This is a genomic window from Clostridium aestuarii (genome assembly GCF_026735135.1).
GTDB lineage: Bacteria > Bacillota > Clostridia > Clostridiales > Clostridiaceae > Clostridium_H > Clostridium_H aestuarii.
Map to the genome: position 1 here is coordinate 55,009 of NZ_JAPQER010000005.1, position 22,854 is coordinate 77,862.

Sequence of the window (22,854 nt, forward strand, 5' to 3'; positions counted from 1 at the left end):
AATAATGACTATGCAAACTACTTTTAGAATTATGGATTTACCTAAAAATGAAAGACCAAGAGAAAGACTTTTAAGATATGGTGGAGATAATTTATCTAATAGTGAACTTTTGGCTATAATACTTAGAACTGGTACGTCAAAAGAAAATGTCTTGAATTTAAGTACAAGAATATTAAAAGAAAGTGGAGGATTGAATGAACTTTTAAGTTCCAATGCAGAGGAATTTATGAGTTTAAATGGTATTGGACCTGCAAAGGCTGCACAATTATTAGCTGTTTCGGAGTTGTTCAAGAGATTTAAAGCTTTCAAATCAGGAGAGTTTTATGCTATAAAACAACCTAAAGATGCAGTTAATTTAGTTATGGAAGAAATGCGCTATTTAAAAGAAGAACATTTGAGAGTTATAATGCTTAATACAAAAAATCGGGTTACTTGTATTAAAGATGTTTCAATAGGAACTTTAAATTCATCAATTGTTCACCCAAGAGAAATATTTAGTGAAGCAATAAAAAAGAATAGTGCAGCTATTATAATATGCCACAATCATCCCTCGGGAGATCCAACTCCAAGTAGTGAGGATATAAACGTAACTTATAGATTAAAGGAATGCAGTGAACTTTTAGGAATTGGTTTGTTGGATCATTTGATAATTGGTAATGGAATTTATGTGAGTTTAAAAGAAAAATGCATATTGTAGTCTAAAAGGTGAAAGGAGAAATAATCGTGAGATTTTTTGGAATTACAAAAGATATGGGAATAGATTTAGGAACAGCAAATACATTAGTATATTCTAAAGGAAAAGGAATAGTTTTGAGAGAACCTTCAGTTGTAGCAATAAATACTAACACAAATAGAGTTTTAGCTGTAGGTCAAGAAGCAAAACAAATGATAGGAAGAACTCCTGGTAATATAATAGCCATTAGACCTATGAGAGATGGTGTTATTGCAGACTTTGATGTTACAGAAGAAATGTTAAGAAGCTTTATTACAAAGGTTTGTACAAAATCAGCTTTTACAAGTCCAAGGGTAGTTGTTTGTTTCCCATCAGGAGTTACAGCTGTTGAAAAAAGAGCGATAGAAGAAGCTTCTAAAAGAGCTGGAGCTAGATATGTCCATTTAATGGAAGAACCAATGGCAGCTGCTATTGGAGCAGGGTTACCTGTAGATGAACCAACTGGAAGCATGGTTGTTGATATTGGTGGTGGTACTACCGAAGTTGCTGTAATTTCATTAGGTGGAATAGTTACAAGTCAATCTTTGAGGGTTGCTGGAGACGAGTTAGATCATGCCATTATAGCTTATATTAAGAAAGAATATAGTTTAATGATAGGTGAGAGAACAGCAGAAAATCTAAAGGTAAATATAGGTTCAGCTTATCCAACTAAGCTAACGGAAGAAGAGTTAGCAGTAGAAGAAGCAGCAGTAGAAGATGAATCAGAAGAAAAAATGGATAATATAATAGATTTAGAAAAAAATGATGAATCAATATTAACGGAAAGAAGAATGGAAATTAGAGGTAGAGATCTTATAACTGGACTTCCGAAAGTAATAGAAGTAGGAGAAAATGAGATAAGAGAAGCTTTGAAGGAACCGGTATCAGCTATAATAGATGCAATAAAAACAAATTTAGAAAAGACTCCACCAGAACTTGCTTCCGATATAATGGATAAAGGTATAATGCTTACAGGTGGAGGCGCAATGCTTAAAGGTCTTGATAAATTAATAAATATAGAAACACATATGCCAGTACATATAGCAGAAGCACCTCTTGACTGTGTCGCGGTTGGTGCGGGGAAATTTTTAGAAAATCTTGACAAATTAAATAGGAAATAATGAAAAATGACATTTTTTAAGAATAAACTGACAGTAATTATTATTGTGCTGTCAGTTAGCTTTTTAATTTTGATCGGGTATAATTTTAAAAAAGAAAAAATAGGTGCTGCAGAAAATGGTGTAGGTGTTACTTTAAATTCAGTACAAGGCGTTGTGTATAATTTTAACAGTAAAATAAAAAATAGTATAAATTTTTTTGTTAATTATTCGGATGTAAAGAAAGAAAATGAAAAGCTGAGAACTGACAATATACAGCTAAAGGATAAAGCAATTAAGTTTGATGCATTACAAAAAGAAAATAAGCGATTACGTAAAATGCTAAATTTTAAGGATCAAAAATCTGAATATGAATATTTAGGTTGCGATATTATAGGAAAAAGTGGTAATGATTGGTTGGAAGGCTTTGTAATTAATAGAGGTTCTAATGATGGAATAAAGAAAAGAATGGTAGTTATAACTGGAGAAGGGTTAGTAGGACAAGTGACTTCAGTAGGAAGTAATTGGGCTATAGTTCAGTCATTAGTAAATGAAAATATTGCAGTAGCTGGTCTTGTCAATAGTACTGATGAAAATGATGGTATTGTAAAAGGATATAGAGATAGCAATGATAAGTTACTGGCTAAGCTTTATTATTTACCTTTGGATTCTAAAATTAAAAATGAAGATACAATTTTAACTTCTGGATTAGGTGGATTATATCCAAAAGGAATAAGTATAGGAACAGTTATTGATATTGAAGAGGATAAAGGTAAATTAGTAAAAAATGCGTTAATACAGCCAAGTGTAGATTTTAATAAGCTACAAGAACTTTTTGTGGTAATTCCTAAAGAGCAAAGAGAAGTAAAATATTAGGGTGGCATAATATGAAAAAAATGATAATTGTAGGATTTTTGTCGATTTTATTTTTAATATTGGATAATACATTAATGCCTTTTTTAAATATAAAAGGTGTGTATCCCAGTCTATTACTAGTATTTGCAATGTGCTATTCTATTATTAATGGAAGTTGGAGTGGTATTGCAATTGGAATATTTTCTGGGGCGTTACAGGATGTTTATCTTATAGGGGCATTTGGAATTAATATGTTGTTAAATATGCTTATGTGCTTAATAGCTAGCAAAATAGGTGAGGCTATATTTAAAGACAAATCAAGTATACCTATTATAACTTGTTTTGTACTTAGTTTGTTAAAGGGAGTCTTAATGTTTGTCATATTATACATATTAAAAATTCATTTTAATGTAAAAATTATATTTTTAAACAGTATATATAATGCAGTAGTTGCTGTTTTTATGTATAAAAGAATTTATAAGCTTTGTCAAAGAAAATTTATGGTTAAAAATTGGAAATTTTAAAAGTGGTGATTTAGTATAATGAAAAAATCTGATTCAATGAAAAAGGTTAATTTATCACAAAAACGAAAAAAATCTAAAAAAAATAAAAAGTTCACTAGATACACAGCACTTACAATAATTATGGTATTAATATTTACTTTGATTATTTCTAAGTTGGTTTATTTACAAGTAGTTAAAGCTGATGAATATAGAGAAATGACTAGCAGAAAAGCTGTTAGAAGTGTTCCAATTACTCCTCCAAGAGGAAATGTTATTGACAGTAAAGGTAAGATACTAGCAGAAAGCAGACAGGGATATACTTTAGTGTTTACCCAAACAGAAGAGAGTAAAACTAAGTTTTTTGATACAATGATTAAAGTTTTTGAAATTTTAGATGACAATAATGAACGTCAAATAGATGACTTTGACTTAAAGGTCAATCCATTTAGATTTGAGTTTAGAAGTAGTAATCCTAAAACTAGAAGGTGGATGGAACTTAGGTTTAAAAAAGATAGAGGAATGGATGATAGTGCAAGAAAAGAATTATTTCCAGGGAAAAAAAGAGAAGAATTAACAAATCAAGAAAAGGAAAAGATAGACGAAGAGCTTTTGAAGAAAACACCTGCAGAAACTTTTGAATATTTATTAAAATTTTATGGAATTAAGTCTCAAGAAGATAAGATAATATATACTGAACTTTTTGATAAAATGAAAGGCGAGGATATAAAACAAAATGAAACTTTAGAAAAATATTTAAAAGAGTATAAAATAAAAGAAAAAAATATTAAAAAACAATATGTAAAACTATATAAGGAAATATCTAAGGAAACTTTTGAATATTTAGTGAAACTTTATGGTGTAAATACAAAAGTATATTCTATTGAATTAGAAAGAAAATTTGTGCTCATAAAAGATGCAATAAAGCTCCAAAGTTATTATGGGTTTAAACCAGTTGTTATAGCATCTAATATTAATAAAAATACAGCATTTACACTTATGCAGAAGTATGAAGAATTATCAGGTATAGAAGTTACTGTTGATCCAATAAGAGTATATCCTAATGGTGAATTGGGATCAGCTTTTCTAGGATATTTATCAAAAATAAGTTCAAATCAGAAGGAAAAGTATGAAGAAAAAGGCTATGATATTAGCACTGATTATATAGGTTCAGATGGAATAGAAAAAATTTTTGAAAGTATATTAAGAGGCTCCAAAGGAACAAAACTTGTTCAGATAAATAAGCATGGAAGAATAATAAGAGAGCTAGGAAGAAAAGAACCTTATCCCGGTAAAACTGTTCAGCTTACAGTTGATAAGGATATACAATATGCTGCAGAAAAATCTCTTGAAGAAAGTATGAAAGAGTTACAAGGTAGAGGAAGAGTTGGTGATGTTGATACAACAAATGCTACTAGAGGAGCTGCTGTAGCAATTGATGTAAAAACAGGTAAAGTACTTGCTCTTGTAAGTAAACCTGGATATGATCCGAATTTATTTGCAGTACCAGGACGATTAACCCCAGAACTACAAAAGCAGTATTTTAACCCTGATTTGAAGGAGTTTGGAGAAAAACATGTTCAGGATTTGCTTAAAAGAAATGGTATAGCAAGAGAAGCTTATAAAGACAAATCTATAGAGGATATAGTAGATAGACTATTTCCTCTAGATAAAAATATAAAAAACAATACTACTATAAGACAAGATAGATATGATATATATCCTAAACCGTTATATAATTATGCAACAAAGAGTCTTATACCACCAGGATCTACTTTTAAACCGTTAGTGGGAGTTGCAGGAATGGAAGAAGGAGTACTGCAACCAAATGAAACAATTTATGATGGGTTAATATTCACTAAACATGGATACAAGGGTAAAGATTGGAATAGCTATAGTTTTGGACATATAGCTGTAGCTGAAGCCATTGAAAGATCTTGTAACTATTTTTTCTTTGAAGTTGGAGATAGATTGTATCAAACAGGTAAATATAACAATGGATTTGATGCAATAGCTCATTATGCTTGGAAATTTGGTTTAGGTGCACCAAAAGATGCTAAGCCTGCTAGTGGTATAGAAATTCCAGAAAGATTTGGGCAAGTATATAATTTGGAATCTGGTAGAAGAATTTTTGCAGCACTTTATATGAATACATTAGAGTCACTTTTGAAAAGAGGAACAGATACAAGAACTCCTAATTATAGAAATCACTACGTAGGGATAAATATTACAGATAATGAAAGTGACAACGAAAATGTTAGAAGTCTAAAAGAAAAAATTAGAAAAAGAATTGTTGAAGAGATGAAATATAAAGCTAAAGGTACAGCAGATATAAAGGAAATGATTTTTGAACTTTCAAATATAGACTCTGTTATTAAGAAAAACTATATGGATAATTACAATATATATTCTAATAGTTATTCTGGTAGTGAAGATAAAAAGCTTACATATGAAGCTTTTGCTGCAAAACAAATAGAAGCAGCATGGCTTACTGCTGTATATTCTATTGATGATTCAAATTATAACATAAATAACCAAAATAATGTTTATGATGCTTCTATAGGTCAAGGTACTAATCAGTTTACACCAGTTCAGCTTTCAAACTATATTGCAACGCTTGTTAATGGTGGAAACAGATATAAAGTTCATTTAGTAGACAAAATATTAGACCAAGATGGTAAAGTAGTGAAGGAATTTAAACCAGAAATTATTGAAAAGGTAGGACTTAAGTCTTCAACAATAAATGCTGTGAAAAAAGGAATGTATGATGTTATTAATGGAAGTCATGGTACAGCTATAGGCGCATTTTCAGGATTTCCTATAGTTAATGGAGGAAAAACAGGTTCAGCTACATTTTCTAAGCTTCAAGAGGAAATGGGAAGAACTTCTTATGGTGTATTTGTAGGATTTGCTCCTTATGATAATCCAGAGATTGCAGTTTGTGTGATAGTTTTTGACGGAGGTCATGGTGGAAGTATAGCAGGAGTTGGAAGAGCCATTTATGAATCTTATTTTAAAGAAAAATTAAGTAAGGAATATCCAAACTATGTTCCAAAATATAATTATAAAATTCCTGATAACGTGTATGAAGAAAAAACAGAATCACAAATAGAAATAAATGTAGACTAATAAGACAAAACCAGATAATTATTTATCTGGTTTTTGAAATTTATTTATATTATATAGAAGGAAATAGCATAAAAATGTTGAAATATAGAGGTAGTGTAGTAATGGAGGTTTGGTATGGTTAACGATGGAGTAATGATGAAAGGTAATAAAGAGGGATTAAATGCAGTAATTGATATGAACAAATATGGTGATTTTGATGAAATGATAGAAGCCTTTGTAGAAAAGTTAACTAAGGGAAAAAGATTCTATAAGGGAGCTACTATAAAGATAACAACTCAACTTAAAGAATTAAATGAAAGACAAATAATAATAATAAAAAATATATTATTTGATGAGTTTTTCATAAAAGATTGTATTTTTGAAGATAAAGAAGAAACAAAAGTTAGAGTGTTTTCAGGAATATATGAAGGACGTACAAAATTTTATAGAAGAACCTTGCGAAGTGGTCAAATTATAAGGTATGCAGGAAATATAGTTATTATTGGGGATGTGAATCCAGGGTCAGAGGTTTATGCAGCTGGCAATATAATAGTTTTAGGAAATTTAAAAGGAAATGTTCATGCCGGTAATACGGGAAATAAAAAAGCAATTATTGCTGCATTTAAACTTCAACCGAAGATACTCCAAATTGCAAATATTATGACCAGAGCTCCAGAGGATGATGAAAAAGCAAATTATCCTGAAGTTGCAAAAATAAAAGACGATACTATAATAGTTGAACCTTATTTACCTAATAAATTTATATAATGGAGGAAGAACATATGAGTGAAGCTATAGTAATAACATCAGGTAAAGGTGGAGTAGGTAAAACAACAACTACTGCCAATGTTGGAACTGCACTTGCCGGGTTAAATAAAAAAGTAGTTGTAGTTGATGGAGATACAGGTCTTAGAAATTTAGATGTACTTATGGGACTTGAGAATAGAATAGTATTCACGTTACTTGATGTTATTGAGGAAAGGTGTAGACTAAAACAAGCTCTTATAAAAGATAAAAGGTTGTCAAATTTATATTTACTTCCTACAGCACAAACAAGAGATAAAAATGATATTAGTCCAGAGCAAATGTTTAACTTAATACAGGAGTTAAAGAAAGAATTTGATTATGTGATAATTGATTGTCCAGCAGGAATCGAACAAGGGTTTGAAAATGCTGTTATAGGAGCAGATAGAGCTATTGTTGTTGTTAATCCAGAAGTAACTTCTGTAAGAGATGCTGATAGGGTAATTGGAAAATTAGATGCTAAAGGCGTTGATAATCATCAACTAATTGTAAATAGAATAGATCATGAAATGGTAAAAAGAGGAGATATGCTTGATGTAAATGATATCCTTGATAGTTTAGCTATAAAATTATTAGGAGTTGTTCCTGTGGATGAAGAAATAACAGTAGCTACTAATAAAGGAGAACCAGTAGTTCTTAATAATAGAGCATTAGCTGGACAAGCATTTAATAATATTGCAAAAAGGATATTAGGAGAAGACGTACCTCTTATACAGGTACCAAACAATAGTCGTGTAGGTTTATTTGAATCGTTAAAGAGAATATTTAAAATGAATTAGGAGGAAATTAAATGGATTTTTCAAAGCTATTTTCTAACAAGCAATCCTCTAAAGTTGTGGCTAAGGATAGATTAAAACTAATACTAATTCATGATAGAGCCAATATATCACCAGAGCTTTTAGAAAATATGAGAGAGGATATTTTACAAGTAATTTCAAAATATGTAGTAATAGATGATAGTGAAGTAGAAGTAAGATTAACCCATACACAGGAAGTTGAAGGTAGTTCACCAGCGCTTGTTGCAAGTATTCCAATAAAATATATGAAATAAAATTGATAAAAATGCTATGTGTAATTTATAGGTTATACATGGCTTTTTTTTATTTATGTGATATAATCTTATTTATATGGAGGGATATAAAAGTGCTCGAAAAACTGAAGATTAGTAAAAAGTTGTTAAGAGAATTAGACTACAGTATAGTAATTATAGCAATAATGATAGTATTATATAGTTGCTTGAATATATACAGTGCTACCTTTAGAAATGTTGGAGTTTACTATACAAAGCTTCAATTAATATGGCTTTGTTTGGGGTTATTTGTAATATACATAATTTTATTGATTGATTATACTATTATAGGAAATTATGCAAGTATTATATATTGGTTTGGTATTGTGTTACTTGTGTTAAATGATTTTGTTTTAGGAAGTATTCATAAAGGATCTAATGCTTGGATTAGTATAGGATCACGTGCTATTCAACCGTCAGAATTTGCTAAGTTAGGTATGATGGTAATGCTCGCTAAGCTTCTTAATGATATGGAAGGTAATATAAATAAGCCTAAAAACTTTTTAAAATTAGTGTTTTATGCGCTGCTTCCTATGATTCTTATTGTTATTCAACCAGATATGGGTATGACAATGGTTACATTTTCTATAGTGCTGGGAATATTTTTTATAGCAGGTCTTGACTTAAGAGTTATATTAGGTGGATTAGCAAGTCTTGTAGTACTTGTTGTTGGAATATGGAATTCACCACTTATGAAACCTTATTGGAAGGGAAGATTAGTTGCTTTTTTAAATCCAGAAGCATATAGCAGAAGCTTATCATTTCAACTTAATCAATCTATAATGGGGATTGGATCAGGTAAAATATTAGGAGAGGGCTTTACCAAAGGATTGCAAATAGCAGGTAATAATGTGCCAGAGGCTCATACAGATTTTATTTTTTCTGTAGTAGGAGAAGAATGGGGACTTGTTGGTGCTATATTTTTATTAGTACTTTATGGATTTATGATATATAAATTTATAAAGATAGCTAAAAATTCAAAAGATATTTTTGGTTCTATTGTAACTATAGGAGTTATATCAACATTCTTATTTTCAATATTACAAAATATAGGTATGACTATAGGACTTATGCCTATAACAGGAATTACATTACCACTTATGAGTTATGGGGGAAGTTCCATACTATCTAATTTTATGTCTATAGGGTTAGTTTTAAATATAGGTATGAGAAAGAAAAAAATTAATTTTTAGGGGGAATTAAAGATGAAAATAGCGTTAGTAGCTCATGACAACAAAAAAGAAGAGCTAATTGACTTTGTATGTAGGTATAGAGATGTTTTTGGGGAACATGAATTATTTGCTACAGGTACTACTGGAAAACTTATAAATGAAAAATTAGAATTAGATGTATATAGATTTTTATCTGGGCCGTTAGGTGGAGATCAGCAAATTGGGGCAAAAGTTGTAACGGGAGAGATGGATATGGTTATATTCTTCAGAGATCCTTTAACTGCACAACCTCATGAACCAGATGTTTCAGCTCTTTTAAGAATATGTGATGTACATGATATCCCACTTGCAAGTAATTTAGGTTCAGCAGAAGTTTTTGCAAAAGCTTTAGTAACAAAAAGGTAAAAACTAAAGGAAGTGCTTAGTAATTTTGGATACTTATAAAAAACCTCATGCAAATGTATGAGGTTTTTTAATGATTTTTATTTATTAACGTAGTGTGTATGAAGAAGTTCGTGTGCTTTTTCTCCATAAGGTTCCCCTAAAAATTCTTTATATAGTTGCTGTATATAAGGATTTTCATGAGATTTTCTAAGTGCTTTGTTCTTATCTTCTTGATAAAGGGCTTCTATTCTTTTTTCTAATATTTTAGTATCTCCATATATATATGGTTGACCGCCGCCTCCAATACATCCACCTGGACACGCCATGATTTCAATTAAATGATAATTTACTTCACCTGCTCTTATTGATTCAAGTAATCTTCGAGCATTTCCAAGACCATTTGTTACAGCTACATGTACATCCATATCTTTTATTTTAACAGTAGCTTCTTTTACTCCTTTAAGACCTCTTACTGAATGAAATTCTAATGCTGGACCACTTTCGCCAGTGAGCCATTCATAAGCTGTACGAACAGCTGCTTCCATAACTCCACCAGATGCACCAAAAATATCACCTGCACTTGTAGATTCTCCAAGTGGTGCATCAAACTTTTCATCTGGCAAAGAAATAAAATCAATTCCTGCTTCTCTAATCATTTTTCCAAGTTCTCTTGTGGTTATGACAATATCTACATCGCGTATTCCATTTCGCTGCATTTCAGGTCTTGCAGCTTCATATTTTTTAGCTAGACAAGGCATAACGGATACTACTACTATTTTTTCAGGAGGTATATTCATTTTTTCTGCAAAATATGTTTTAGCTATTGTACCGAACATTTGATGTGGTGATTTGCAGGTAGAAGGGATATCTAATAAATCTGTAAAGCTATGTTCTAATAGATTTATCCAAGCAGGGCAGCAGCTTGTAAGCATAGGAAGTCTTCCACCATGTTCTAACCTATGAATGAATTCAGATGCTTCTTCCATTATAGTTAAATCTGCACCAAAATCTGTATCAAATACATAATCAAAACCTAAAGTGCGAAGAGCAGCTACCATTTTACCAGTTACTAAAGTTCCTGGTTCTAGTCCAAACTCTTCTCCAAGTGCAGCTCTAATTGCAGGTGCTGTTTCTACAATAACTATTTTTCCTTCATCGTTTATAGCATCCCATACGTTTGGAATGAAATTTACTTCTGTTAAAGCACCAGTAGGGCAAACAGCTACACATTGACCACAGAATGTACAGTTTGTTTCAGCCATTGGAAGATTAAAAGCTGGGGCTATATTAGTATGAAATCCTCTATTAATTCCAGATAATACACCACAGGCTTGAACTTCATTACACATAGTTTCACATCTTCTGCATAGAATGCATTTATCCATATCTCTAATTATAGAATAACTTGAATTATCTGTTGGAAAAGTAGACATTTCTCCTTCGTACCTTATTTCGCGAATACCTAGTTCTGCTGCTAATGATTGAAGTTCGCAATGCATATTTTTTTCACACAATAAACATTCTTGAGGATGGTCTGAAAGAAGCAATTCAACAATAGCTCGTCGGGCTTTTATAGCTCTTATAGAATTGGTTTTAACAACCATGCCTTCTCTTACTTTAGTAGAACATGAAGGTGCTAAATTATGTCGTCCTTCTACTTCAACTACGCATACTCTACAAGAACCAGGTTCATTTATTGTTCTATCATCATGAAGTTTAAAGTGGCATAATGTAGGTATATGGATATTAAGTTTTTCGGCAGCTTTTAAAATAGATGTTCCTTCTTCAACTTCAACTTTTCTACCATTTATAGTTAAACTAACTAAATTCAATATTCTCACCTCTTTTTTGCTATTTTCTTATTATTGCATCCACTGGACATATTTCATAACATGTATTACATTTTATACATTTATCTTGATCTATAACGTGTTTTTCTTTAACATTTCCGCTAATACATGATACTGGACATTTCTTAGCGCATCTAGTGCAGCCTATACATTTATCTGTGATTTGATAGTTCAATAAGTCTTTGCATACACCAGCAGGACAGGATTTACCATTTACATGAGCATCAAACTCATCCCTAAAATACCTCATATTACTTAAAATTGGATTAGGAGAAGTTTGACCAAGACCACAGAGAGAGGTATCTTTTACAATCTGTGCAAGTTCTTTTAGATTAATTAGATCTTGTTCTTCTGCTTTGCCTTTGGTGATTTTATCAAGCAATTCATAAAGTCGTTTATTTCCAATCCTACATGGAGTACATTTTCCACAGGATTCTTCAAGTGTGAATTCAAGATAAAATTTTGCAATATCTACCATACAGTTATCTTCATCCATAACAATCATACCGCCAGACCCCATCATAGAGCCTATAGCATTTAATGATTCATAGTCTATAGGTGTATCTAAAAGGGAAGTTGGTATACATCCACCAGAAGGACCACCGGTTTGAACTGCTTTGAATTTTTTTCCACCAGATATGCCGCCACCGATATCATATATTATTTCTCTTAAAGTTGTTCCCATTGGAACTTCTACAAGACCAACGTTATTAATTTTTCCAGCTAAGGCAAAAACCTTTGTTCCTTTGGAAGTTTTTGTACCTATTGAAGTAAACCAATCTACACCATTATTTATTATAGCTGGTATATTAGCAAAGGTTTCAACATTATTTACACTAGTTGGTTTATCCCAAAGTCCACTCTCAGCAGGGTAAGGGGGTTTGTTTCTAGGCTCACCGCGATAACCTTCAATCGAATTTATCAAAGCTGTTTCTTCACCACATACAAAGGCACCTGCACCAAATTTTAATTCAACATCAAAATTAAAATTTGTTCCTAATATATTTTTACCAAGAAGACCGTATTCTCTTGATTGTTTTATAGCTATTTTAAGTCTATCTATGGCAAGTGGATATTCTGCTCTTATGTAAATAAAACCATGAGAAGCATCTAGAGCATATCCAGCTATAGCCATGGCTTCAAGAACGCTGTGCGGGTCTCCTTCTAGAATAGAACGATCCATAAAAGCACCAGGATCACCTTCATCTGCATTACATATAATATATTTTTGGTCAGCTTGAAATTGTCTAGCTAAACTCCATTTTTTACCAGTAGGGAAGCCACCACCACCTCTTCCTCTTAATCCAGAATCTGAGATTAATTTAATAATATCATCAGGAGTCATTTCAGTTAACACTTTTCCTAATGCCATGTATCCTCTTTCAGCAATAGATTCACGTATATCCTCAGGATTTATAAGACCACAGTTCCGAAGTGCAATTCTGTATTGTTTTTTATAAAAAGACATCTCATCTTGTCTTTTTACTTTCTTTTTAAGGGTAGGCTCTTCATATAATAATCTTTCAACAATTTTTCCATTTAATAAATGTTCATTAACTATATCTTCCACATCATCAGGTTTTACTTTAACATAAAATACATTGTCCGGATCCACTTTTACAATAGGTCCTTTTTCACAAAAACCAAAGCAGCCAGTTATAGATGCTTTTACTTCATTAGAGATTCCTGCTTTAACAATTTGTTCTCTTAAATTTTCAAGTATTTTTTGGCTTTCGGCAGATTGACATCCTGTTCCTCCACAAACTAATATTTCTCTTTTACATTTTTTATTTTCAACCATTAGTTCTTCTTTATAAGTAGGTTTTCGAAGTTCAAGTAATTCTTTAAATTGATTATGATAATTTTTAAGCTCTTCAAAAGAATTAATTTTATTCAACGACTGATACCTCCTTTTCTGCATATTCATGTAGCAAATCATCTACTTGAGCTACAGTAAAATGTCCATAAACCTTATCATTTACTGTTACAACAGGTGCAAGACCACAAGCTCCTACGCAACGCAGTACTTCAAGTGTAAATTTACTATCTGCTGTAGTTTGACCTGCTTTAATATTTAATTTTGTTTCAAATTCTTTTAAAATATCTCCAGCGCCTTTAACGAAGCAAGCTGTTCCCATACAAATATTTATTACATACTTACCTCTTGGTATAGTTGTAAAGTAAGAATAGAAGGTGACAACACCATATACTGTAGCTACAGAGAGATGAAGTTTGTCTGCTATAAAGCTTTGTACGTCTTCTGGAAGATATCCAAAAATATGTTGAGCTTTATGTAAGACTTCTATTAGGGAACTACGATTAGCTGGAAGTTTATTTATAAAATTTTCTAATTCTCCAAATTTTTGTTCTGATAAAGGATTTGAGCACATTAAGGTTAACCTCCTTTACAAATGTAATATATAGAAATACTTATAATATATTTTTAGGATGTGCATTTTTGAACTTATAATTCATTTGATTTAAAAGAGATAATATAGTAAAAAACAACAATTATACTGCATTGACATAAAGTTACTGAGGACTTAAACTATTAGTAAAAAATAAATATACTATATATTTATTTAACAATGATTATATTTGTAGTTATATATAATAAGTTAAGTAAAAAATATAAATTTAATTTATAAATTTTTAACTAAAAAAATAAATTATTAAAGTAAAACAAGTTAAGTTAAGGAGAGAAATTCATGGAAAGCTATAAGGGATATATTCACATTTACACTGGAAATGGTAAAGGGAAAACTACAGCTGCTCTTGGACTTTCATTAAGAGCAGTTTGTGCTGGAAAAAAAGTTTTCTTTGGACAATTTGCTAAAGGAATGAAATATAGTGAACTTGGTGCAGTAAAATATTTACCTAATTTTGAAATGAAACAATATGGACGTAATTGTTTTATTTATAATAATCCTGAGCAGGAAGATATAAACTCAGCAAGAGATGCTCTTTTAGAAATTGAAAGTATATTAGTAGAGGGTAAATATGATTTAGTAGTAATGGATGAACTAAATATAGCACTTTTTTATAAATTATTTACAGTAGAACAGGTAATAGAGATTTTAAATAAAAGAAAAGAAAATGTGGAAGTGGTAATTACAGGAAGATATGCGCCTCAACAACTTATAGATAAATCAGATTTAGTTACTGAAATGAATGAAATAAAGCATTATTATACAAAAGGCGTTGAGGCTAGAGAGGGTATAGAAAAATAAGAATTTAAGAATATTGCTAAGCAATATTCTTAAATTCTTTTTGGTGGTTTTGGTCCAATGTATTGATAATAGTAACATTCAATACGTCCGTTAAAAAGCTTTCTATTTTTAGTAGATTTTTCACCAAAACATTTTTCAAATTCAGGATATGAAGTTATTATAAAATCAGACCAAGTATCAAGGGTTTTAAAAACCTTTCCCATATCTTTATATAATTTTTCTACTTCTTCTTTTTCGCTTAAACGTTCACCATAAGGAGGATTACATACAATAGTTCCATAGTTTTTATTAGATGAAAGCTCACTTACAGGAGCAGTTTGAAAATGTATTATATCATCTACTCCAGCTTTAATTGCATTTTGACGTGCTATTCCAATTACTCTATTGTCGATATCAAAACCTTGTATATTATAATCTTTATCATACATTATAGCTTCATAGGCTTTTTTCCTAACTTTTTTCCAAAGCTCCGTAGGAATTATGTCCCATTCTTCTGAAACAAAGTTTCTGTTTAGTCCAGGTGCTATATTCCTAGCAATTAAGGCAGCTTCTATAGGAATAGTTCCAGAACCGCAAAAAGGATCTACAAAGATTCTATCATATCTCCACTGACTTAATGTAACTAGAGCAGCAGCTAAAGTTTCTTTAAGAGGTGCTTCACTCCCAACTTCACGATAACCTCTTTTATGTAGAGCAGTACCACTTGTATCTAATAAAACAGTTACTTTATCCTTTAAAATAGAAATTACGATAGGATATTTACTTCCACTTTCTTCAAACCACTCTGTAAAATAATTTTCTTTTAGTTTTTCTACAATAGCCTTTTTACATATGGATTGAATATCAGAAAGGCTGAATAATTGAGATTTTACTGATTTAGCATTTACAATAAAATTAGCGTCCTCAGGTAGATAATTTTCCCAAGGAAGAGCTTTAGTTTGTTCAAATAATTCTTCAAAAGATGTAGCTTCAAATTCCCCAAGTTTTATATAAACTCTATCAGCACATCTAAGCCATAAATTTGATTTACAAATACCTTCTTCATCTGCAGTATAAGTAACTTTACCATTTTCAACCATTGGATTTTTATAGCCTAATCTTTTTACTTCCTTTGATACTAGAGATTCTATACCAAAGGCTGAAGTAGCAATTAATTCGTATTTTGCCATGAATTTTCTCTCCTGTTTTCTGTATTTTTGTTTAAAATTGATTGAGTTATAGATGAGTGTGATTGTCATTTAAACTTTTAAGTAGCTCATTTATACTACATATAAATATAGCATTTGAAATAATAAAAGACAAATGTTTTAATACATTGTTAATTAAAAATTTTTTTACTTGATATAATTATTTTGTATAAGTATTATGAATCTAAATTTATTATAAAATGAATTTAGATTCATAATACTAAAAAGATAATAATGCATTAAGTTTAATAGAGAAAAATAAAGTATCACAAGAAATATCATTATAAATGGAAGCTTAAAATTAAAGTTTTACTTATTTTAAGATTTAATATTTGAATTTTAAATTATTTTTAGATTAAGAAATAAAGCTAGTCAAGCTATTTAATTTCAAGCTTCACTGTTTTTTTACAAATGACACAATACATCACTTTATTACAAAAATATTCAAATGTTAACAAAAATATGGTATCATGTAAAAGAAGACTATAAATTATATGTATTTCTTATTATGTTCAAAACTTGAATTTTATAAAAAATAGGCAAACATCTTTAATAAAATTATATTTCAAAATATTCAGTGTACTTTATTGAATTCAAGTTTAATATAAAATTTAACATAAGAAGGAGAGAAAAATATGAGCCAAGACAATAAGGTAGTAACAAACAAACCTACAGTTCCAAAAAAACCTTGGTACAAAAGCTTTCCACATGCATTTCTACTATTATTTATGGTTATTGTGGTATGCGCTATTTTATCTTATTTTGTACCAGCAGGTGAATTCGAAAGAATTCAAGTTAATGGTAGAACAGTAGTTGATGCTGGAAGTTTTCACTATGTTAAAAACACCCCAGTTAGCTTTTTGGATATTTTTAGGGCTATACCAAATGGTATGATAAAAGCTAGTAGTATTATGTTTTTAATACTTCTTGTTGGTGGATCAATAGAAGTTTTTAGTCAAACAGGAGCAATAAATGCAGGCCTTTCTAAGATAATAAGAAAATATGGAGATAAAGGCGGTCCAATAGTAATTGTAATACTAATGACGTTCTTTGCAGTTTTAGGAGGCTTTTTAGGATGGATTGAAGCAGCATTCCCTTTTGTTCCACTGGCAATGGCTGTTATATGTGGATTAGGATATGATACTTTAGTTGGAGTTGGTGTGTGTACTCTTTCAATGATTTTAGGATTTACAGGGGGACCTACCAATGTTTACTCAGTAGGAATTGCGCAATCAGTTGCAGAATTACCTTTATTCTCAGGAATGGGATATAGGATGATTGTATATATTACTTTAGTAACAATTTCTATTACTCATGTATATAGATATGCTAAAAAAACAAAAGCAGATCCTTCTTTGAGTTTAATGAATGGAATCGATACCAGTGATTTAGACTATAATTTAGATTTATCTAAAAAAGTAGAATTTACAGGTAAACATACACTTTCATTGCTAATTCTTTTAGGTACATTTATAATGGTAGTTATAGGTATGACTAAATTAAAATGGAATATAAATGACATGTCTGCTGTGTTTGTAATAGGTGGTATAATAGCAGGGCTAGCATGTAGCATGACACCAAATAAAATAGCAGAACATTTTGTAAAAGGATCAGAAAAAATAGTTTTTGGTGCATTAATTGTTGGACTTGCTAGAGGAATTCAATGGATTCTTTTACAGGGACATATAGTTGATACAATTATTTATACAGCTTCATTACCTTTATCAAAATTACCAACAGTTATTTGTGCTATAGGAATGTTTGTTGTTCAGATGGTTCTTAATTTCTTTATTCCGTCTGGAAGTGGACAAGCAATGGTTACTATGCCTATAATGATACCTTTGGGTGATTTGCTAGGAATTACAAGACAGACTACTATTTTGGCTTTCCAATTAGGTGATGGTTTCTCTAATATAATGTGGTTTACTTATGGAGGATTAATGTTCTTATTAACTTCTGGAAAAGTACCATATAATCGTTGGATGAAATTTGTTTGGCCTGTTATATGGAAAGTATTTGTTGCGTCATGTATATTCTTAGTAATTGCAGTTAAGATAGGTTATGGACCATTTTAACTTACATAGGTATGGAAAGTTAAATATATATGCAATTAACAACGAATGATTGAAAATTAACGTAAAGCTAAATTTATATTAATTTTATATAAAAATTAATATAAAGATGTTTGCCTATAATAACAACTAGATATAAGAAAATTGTATGTAGATATACGATTTTAAAAGTATGTATTTCTTAATTAAATTTTTTAATAGAGGTGACTTGAAATGGATGTTAGAAAACTAGCAAAAGAATATAAACAATATGTAATAGAATTAAGAAGAAAATTTCATATGTACCCAGAATTAAGTCTTAAAGAATTTAAAACTTCTCAGCTTATAAAAGAAGAATTAGATAATATAGGTATTACTTATATTTCAGTTGCGGAAACAGGGATAATTGCTGAAATAAAAGGAAAAGGTAAAGGAAAAACTATAGCTTTAAGAGCAGATATAGATGGATTGGCTGTTACAGAAGCTAATGATCTTGAGTATAAATCAAAACATGAAGGATTTATGCATGCATGTGGACATGACTGTCATATAGCTATGCTCCTAGGAGCTGCAAGAATATTAAACGAAGTAAAAGGTGAATTAAGTGGAACTGTAAAAATAGTATTTCAACCAGCAGAAGAAATAGGTGTTGGAGCTAAAGAAATGATAAAACAAGGAGCATTACAAGGTGTAGATGGTGTGTTTGGTATGCATGTATGGAGTGACTTGGAATGTGGAAAAGTATGTGTAAAAGAAGGTCCGGGTTGGGCTGCAGCAGATGTGTTTACTATACGTGTTAAAGGAAAAGGTGGACATGGTTCTGCACCACATCAAGGAATTGATGCCGTACTTGCATCTTCTGCAATAGTTATGAATTTACAATCTATTGTAAGTAGGGAGTTAAGTCCTTTTGAGCCAGCAGTTGTTAGTGTAGGGTACCTTAAAGCTGGATCTGAATATAATGTTATTGCCAGTGAAGCAGTATTAAGAGGAACAACTAGATGCTATAATGAGGAAATACGCAAAAAATTTCCTGAATTAATTGAAAGAATAGCTAAACAAACAGCTAGTACATATAGAGCAGAAGCTGAGCTTGAATATATACAGGGACCACCAGTGGTTGTAAATGATGCAGATTGCTCAAAAATAGCAGATAAAGCAGTACAAAAAATAGGAGCTGAATCTGTACAGTTTCAAAAGATATCAGCAGCAGAAGATGTAGCACAATATATGAATAAAGTACCAGGAGTATTTGCTGTGGTTGGTGTAAAAAATAAAGATAAAGGAGCGTGCTATGCACAACACCATCCTAACTATAATGTAGATGAAGAGGCATTAGAAATAGGAACAGCTCTTCATGTTCAATATGTTTTTGATTTTTTAAATGAAAAATAAATTATTAAAGATTAAATTAACCGATAGATAGTTGTTATCTGTCGGTTGATTAGTTTATAGAAAAACAAAGCGAGTTAAGATGAAATTTGTAATTTATCTTAACTCGCGACTAGGTTTTTAACTTCTATAATATTGTAAATTGTATCTTTGTTTTCTATCAAACCTGTTATAAACTTACTTTCACTTTTAGTTTCTGCAAAGGCTTTGCAGCATAACACAAGTTCTTTTTGCTTGTTATAACCCTTGTAAGTTGTTATTGCTATATTGTTTTCACGAAGTAAATCTGCAATTTCTTTTCCAAGGATATTTTCATTAGGCAATATTTCAAATAGAAAAACTTTATCTCTTTGTACTCTATTAAATATTTTTGAAGGTATATAGGTGCTAAAAAATACTGCTGATGAAGTTATAATAATTGATGTCATATCATTTTGATGGATTATTTTATTTATAATCATCATATAAGTTATAAAAGATAAGGAATTTAACACACTCGCTATAAGATCCTGATTGTGTATTAATGCCTTTTGCTTAAAAGTTTTTAGTGAACCATCCAATAATTTTAATAAAAATAATGTAACGTACAGTTTAATCATAATATCTCCCTCCTTTGTTGTATATCGATGTATTTTAGCATAGATATATTGTTTAAACAATAGGTCCTATATCCTGTTTAAAGGATGATTTAGATGATTAACGTGAAGTGAAAATATTTACAAGTATATATTTTAAACATTTTCGTATTTTAAAAAAATTTCACATATAATTTCATTTCTAGTACCTCATAATTAGATTCGTTTTCGTTAATTACATTTTATTTTCACATAAATCTACAAAAAATCAAATAGATACTATTGGCATTTATAAGAATATTGTAAAAAAATGAAATTTAACTTAGATTTGCAATTTTAAAAGAGTGAGTTATAATTTAAAATAAAGAAGAAACTTGATATTAGGGGGTATGATTAGTGGTTAATTTTACTAGAAATATTGAAAAAGGAATAGAATATTTATATAAGCAAGGAGCATTTTTAACAGTTAAGGTTAATGATAAAGTAAATACTATGACAATTGGATGGGGAAATATAGGGTTCCAATGGAAAAAACCTATTTTTACAGTTCTTGTAAGGCAGTCTAGATATACATACGGACTTATGGAAAAAGCTAAAAATTTCACAGTAAGTGTTCCATTAGATAATGATATGAAAGAAGCATTGGCTTTCTGTGGAAGTAAATCAGGAAGAAATTTAGATAAATTTAAAGAGTGTAATTTAAGTATGGAAAAGAGTAGAAAAATATCTTCACCATCTATAGAAAATTGTGGACTTGTATATGAATGTAGAATCATATATAAACAGGATATGGACTTGAATTTATTAGATAAAGACATTAAAAAAGCTTGTTATCCAAAAGATGATAAGCATGTTATGTATTATGGAGAAATAGTGGATTGCTATTTAAATAAATAATATATAATTTTTCTAACAAGTAAATTTATGAAAGTATTAGAAATGCAGCAGAAAAATTAATGCTGCATTTTTATTTGAATTAAAGTATACAAGGATGGAAATATGTAAATAAGAATATTAAGGAGCTACTTTAAATAAGAATAAAGAAGAGAGGAGGGAGAATTATGTTATATAGAACTATGAGTAGAGCAGAAGATAAATTATCTATATTGGGGTTTGGGTGTATGAGATTTCCAACTATAGATGGAGATAAGATTGATGAGAAAAAAGCAATAAAAATGCTTCATTATGCAATAGATAATGGAGTTAATTATATAGATACAGCGTATCCTTATCATAATGGGTATAGTGAACTACTAGTTGCAAAAGCTTTAAAAGATGGGTATAGAGAAAAGGTTAAGCTTGCTACAAAACTTCCAAGTTGGCTTATTCAAACAAGAGCTGATATGGATAAATATTTAAATGAACAGTTAAAAAGATTAGAAACAGATTATATAGATTATTATTTACTTCATGCATTAAATAAAACGGATTGGAAAAAATTAAAACAATTGGGTGTGTTAGAATTTTTGGATATATCATTAAAAAGTGGAAAAATAAGATATGCAGGATTTTCTTTCCATGATGATATAGAGTTATTTAAAGAAGTTGTGGATTCTTATGAATGGACATTTTGTCAAATTCAGTATAATTATTTGGATGAAGAATATCAAGCAGGAAAAGAAGGGCTTAAATATGCAGCTAAAAAAGGAATAGGGGTAATTGTTATGGAGCCTCTTAGAGGCGGAAAACTTACTAACAATATTCCAAAGGAAGTTGAGAAAATATGGAACAAATCGGATATTAAGAGAACTCCTGCAGAGTGGGCGTTACAATGGATTTGGAATCATCCAGAAGTGACTATAGTTTTAAGTGGCATGTCAAATATGCATCAGGTTAAGGAAAATATATGTTTAGCATCATCACAATATGCACATGAGAATTCACTAAAAGATGAAGAAATAGAGTTGGTTAATGAGGTTAAAGCAATTTATAAGAGTAAAATAAAGATTAATTGTACAAATTGTAGATATTGTATGCCTTGTCCTAATGGAGTAAACATACCTGAATGTTTTAATGAATATAATAATTTATCTATTTTTGGTGATTTCAAATCTAGTAAAGCCAGTTATAATGCTCTATTAAAAGAAGAAGAAAGAGCTTCAAAATGTATTTCATGCGGAAAATGTGAAGTAGCTTGTCCTCAAAATATTCCTATTATAGAGAAATTGATGGAAATAGCAAAGGTATTTGAAAAATCTTGAAACTTGATAAAATTATTGTGAGTTAAATAAATACTAAAGGTACTAGGAATGAAGGTGCTGTTTAAGGCAAAGTTTTGTTTACTAGTACCTAGTTTTTTATATATTAACTATTAGTAATATTTATAATAATGTATATGAAGTTTGTTTGCTTGAATCTATGAAAATACTACAATTTGGTGGATAATATGTGAACAATATAAAAATAAAAACTAAAAAGACAATCAATAGATTAGCTACTAAGGTATAACTGCTAAAATCTTTGGAAGAAGTTATGAGAGAAAAGCTTATCCATTGACTAATTATTATGGACAAAAATGCAATTAATATATCAACCCAAAGTACGTTTTTTCCCAATACACATGTATAACTATAGAACATTATTGTTATTAGTATTGGTAAGCTAAGTAAAGATATTGCTTTAGCAAAAATGAAATTTGGATAATTTTTAAATCCTATAAAATACTCAAAAATTGCATAAAAAAATGCTGCAAAAAATCCTATTTTTAGGTGTTCCCAAACACTTTCATTTACTGCACTGAATGGGGTGAAAAATTTAATATCAGTAAATTCATAAAGAAAATGAAGTATGCTCATTAGTATAAAAATAACAATAACTCCCCAAAATTCAAATTTTCTTATATTTCTCAAATTTAAAAGTCCTTTCATA

21 protein-coding genes are annotated in these 22,854 nt (G+C 30.1%); 15 read left to right on the top strand and 6 right to left on the bottom strand.

Annotated elements, in window-relative coordinates; translation table 11 throughout:
• The first annotated feature begins 10 nt into the window (after nucleotides 1-10).
• From radC to OW763_RS12105, 10 genes are all read left to right on the top strand, one after another.
• The gene (radC, locus tag OW763_RS12060) at nucleotides 11-697 is read left to right on the top strand and encodes a RadC family protein (RefSeq protein ID WP_268041396.1); all 687 of its coding nucleotides are present in this window, start codon (nucleotides 11-13) and stop codon (nucleotides 695-697) included.
• Nucleotides 698-723: 26 nt separating this feature from the next.
• On the top strand, nucleotides 724-1,833 hold the full coding sequence (locus tag OW763_RS12065; protein ID WP_336296893.1) for a rod shape-determining protein: 1,110 nt from the start codon (nucleotides 724-726) through the stop codon (nucleotides 1,831-1,833).
• 6 nt (nucleotides 1,834-1,839) lie between these two features.
• Nucleotides 1,840-2,685, top strand: a complete 846-nt coding sequence (mreC, locus tag OW763_RS12070) for a rod shape-determining protein MreC (RefSeq protein WP_268041397.1) — start codon at nucleotides 1,840-1,842, stop codon at nucleotides 2,683-2,685.
• 11 nt (nucleotides 2,686-2,696) lie between these two features.
• Entirely contained in the window at nucleotides 2,697-3,188 is a 492-nt protein-coding gene (mreD, locus tag OW763_RS12075) for a rod shape-determining protein MreD (RefSeq protein WP_268041398.1), read from the top strand.
• Nucleotides 3,189-3,206: 18 nt separating this feature from the next.
• Nucleotides 3,207-6,293 carry a penicillin-binding transpeptidase domain-containing protein gene (locus tag OW763_RS12080; protein ID WP_268041399.1) on the top strand — a complete coding sequence of 1,029 codons (3,087 nt, stop codon included), beginning with the start codon at nucleotides 3,207-3,209 and terminating at the stop codon, nucleotides 6,291-6,293.
• A 114-nt stretch (nucleotides 6,294-6,407) separates the two neighbouring features.
• The gene (minC, locus tag OW763_RS12085) at nucleotides 6,408-7,040 is read left to right on the top strand and encodes a septum site-determining protein MinC (RefSeq protein WP_268041400.1); all 633 of its coding nucleotides are present in this window, start codon (nucleotides 6,408-6,410) and stop codon (nucleotides 7,038-7,040) included.
• A 14-nt stretch (nucleotides 7,041-7,054) separates the two neighbouring features.
• A complete protein-coding gene (gene minD, locus OW763_RS12090) occupies nucleotides 7,055-7,855 on the top strand; it encodes a septum site-determining protein MinD (RefSeq protein ID WP_268041401.1) in 801 nt (266 codons plus the stop codon).
• Between the two features lie 11 nt (nucleotides 7,856-7,866).
• Entirely contained in the window at nucleotides 7,867-8,127 is a 261-nt protein-coding gene (minE, locus tag OW763_RS12095) for a cell division topological specificity factor MinE (RefSeq protein WP_268041402.1), read from the top strand.
• A gap of 92 nt (nucleotides 8,128-8,219) precedes the next feature.
• Nucleotides 8,220-9,338, top strand: a complete 1,119-nt coding sequence (gene rodA, locus OW763_RS12100; RefSeq protein WP_268041403.1) for a rod shape-determining protein RodA — start codon at nucleotides 8,220-8,222, stop codon at nucleotides 9,336-9,338.
• 12 nt (nucleotides 9,339-9,350) lie between these two features.
• Nucleotides 9,351-9,722, top strand: coding sequence for a methylglyoxal synthase (locus OW763_RS12105; protein WP_268041404.1), 372 nt, complete (start codon nucleotides 9,351-9,353; stop codon nucleotides 9,720-9,722).
• A gap of 77 nt (nucleotides 9,723-9,799) precedes the next feature.
• Here the strand turns inward: OW763_RS12105 and OW763_RS12110 are convergent, their stop codons facing one another.
• The 3 genes from OW763_RS12110 to nuoE are packed head-to-tail and all read right to left on the bottom strand — an operon-like array spanning nucleotide 9,800 to nucleotide 13,941.
• Nucleotides 9,800-11,533: an NADH-dependent [FeFe] hydrogenase, group A6 gene (locus OW763_RS12110; protein ID WP_268041405.1), complete on the bottom strand. Its 1,734-nt coding sequence runs from the start codon at nucleotides 11,531-11,533 to the stop codon at nucleotides 9,800-9,802.
• Between the two features lie 19 nt (nucleotides 11,534-11,552).
• Nucleotides 11,553-13,448, bottom strand: coding sequence for an NADH-quinone oxidoreductase subunit NuoF (locus OW763_RS12115; protein ID WP_272507451.1), 1,896 nt, complete (start codon nucleotides 13,446-13,448; stop codon nucleotides 11,553-11,555).
• Nucleotides 13,441-13,941, bottom strand: a complete 501-nt coding sequence (gene nuoE, locus OW763_RS12120; RefSeq protein WP_268041406.1) for an NADH-quinone oxidoreductase subunit NuoE — start codon at nucleotides 13,939-13,941, stop codon at nucleotides 13,441-13,443. The genes OW763_RS12115 and nuoE overlap by 8 nt, the downstream gene beginning before the upstream one ends.
• A 318-nt stretch (nucleotides 13,942-14,259) precedes the next feature.
• On the opposite strand from nuoE, the gene cobO reads away from it, so the two are divergent.
• Nucleotides 14,260-14,781: a cob(I)yrinic acid a,c-diamide adenosyltransferase gene (gene cobO / locus OW763_RS12125; protein ID WP_268041407.1), complete on the top strand. Its 522-nt coding sequence runs from the start codon at nucleotides 14,260-14,262 to the stop codon at nucleotides 14,779-14,781.
• A 29-nt stretch (nucleotides 14,782-14,810) separates the two neighbouring features.
• Here the strand turns inward: cobO and OW763_RS12130 are convergent, their stop codons facing one another.
• Nucleotides 14,811-15,950 (bottom strand): THUMP domain-containing class I SAM-dependent RNA methyltransferase, encoded by a 1,140-nt coding sequence (locus OW763_RS12130; RefSeq protein ID WP_268041408.1) that lies wholly within the window; start codon nucleotides 15,948-15,950, stop codon nucleotides 14,811-14,813.
• Between the two features lie 653 nt (nucleotides 15,951-16,603).
• On the opposite strand from OW763_RS12130, the gene OW763_RS12135 reads away from it, so the two are divergent.
• Together OW763_RS12135 and OW763_RS12140 are read left to right on the top strand one after the other, a co-directional pair.
• The gene (locus OW763_RS12135; RefSeq protein ID WP_268041409.1) at nucleotides 16,604-18,043 is read left to right on the top strand and encodes a YfcC family protein; all 1,440 of its coding nucleotides are present in this window, start codon (nucleotides 16,604-16,606) and stop codon (nucleotides 18,041-18,043) included.
• 210 nt (nucleotides 18,044-18,253) lie between these two features.
• Nucleotides 18,254-19,414, top strand: a complete 1,161-nt coding sequence (locus OW763_RS12140; protein ID WP_268041410.1) for a M20 family metallopeptidase — start codon at nucleotides 18,254-18,256, stop codon at nucleotides 19,412-19,414.
• A gap of 98 nt (nucleotides 19,415-19,512) precedes the next feature.
• Here OW763_RS12140 and OW763_RS12145 read toward each other — a convergent pair whose 3' ends face one another.
• Nucleotides 19,513-20,010: a hypothetical protein gene (locus tag OW763_RS12145; RefSeq protein ID WP_268041411.1), complete on the bottom strand. Its 498-nt coding sequence runs from the start codon at nucleotides 20,008-20,010 to the stop codon at nucleotides 19,513-19,515.
• A 372-nt stretch (nucleotides 20,011-20,382) separates the two neighbouring features.
• Between OW763_RS12145 and OW763_RS12150 the strand changes: the two genes are divergently transcribed.
• Together OW763_RS12150 and OW763_RS12155 are read left to right on the top strand one after the other, a co-directional pair.
• Complete coding sequence (locus OW763_RS12150; protein WP_268041412.1) at nucleotides 20,383-20,883, top strand: flavin reductase family protein; 501 nt, start codon at nucleotides 20,383-20,385, stop codon at nucleotides 20,881-20,883.
• A 164-nt stretch (nucleotides 20,884-21,047) separates the two neighbouring features.
• Nucleotides 21,048-22,187: an aldo/keto reductase gene (locus OW763_RS12155; protein WP_268041413.1), complete on the top strand. Its 1,140-nt coding sequence runs from the start codon at nucleotides 21,048-21,050 to the stop codon at nucleotides 22,185-22,187.
• 120 nt (nucleotides 22,188-22,307) lie between these two features.
• Here the strand turns inward: OW763_RS12155 and OW763_RS12160 are convergent, their stop codons facing one another.
• On the bottom strand, nucleotides 22,308-22,835 hold the full coding sequence (locus OW763_RS12160; protein ID WP_268041414.1) for a DUF6512 family protein: 528 nt from the start codon (nucleotides 22,833-22,835) through the stop codon (nucleotides 22,308-22,310).
• Nucleotides 22,836-22,854: the final 19 nt, after the last annotated feature.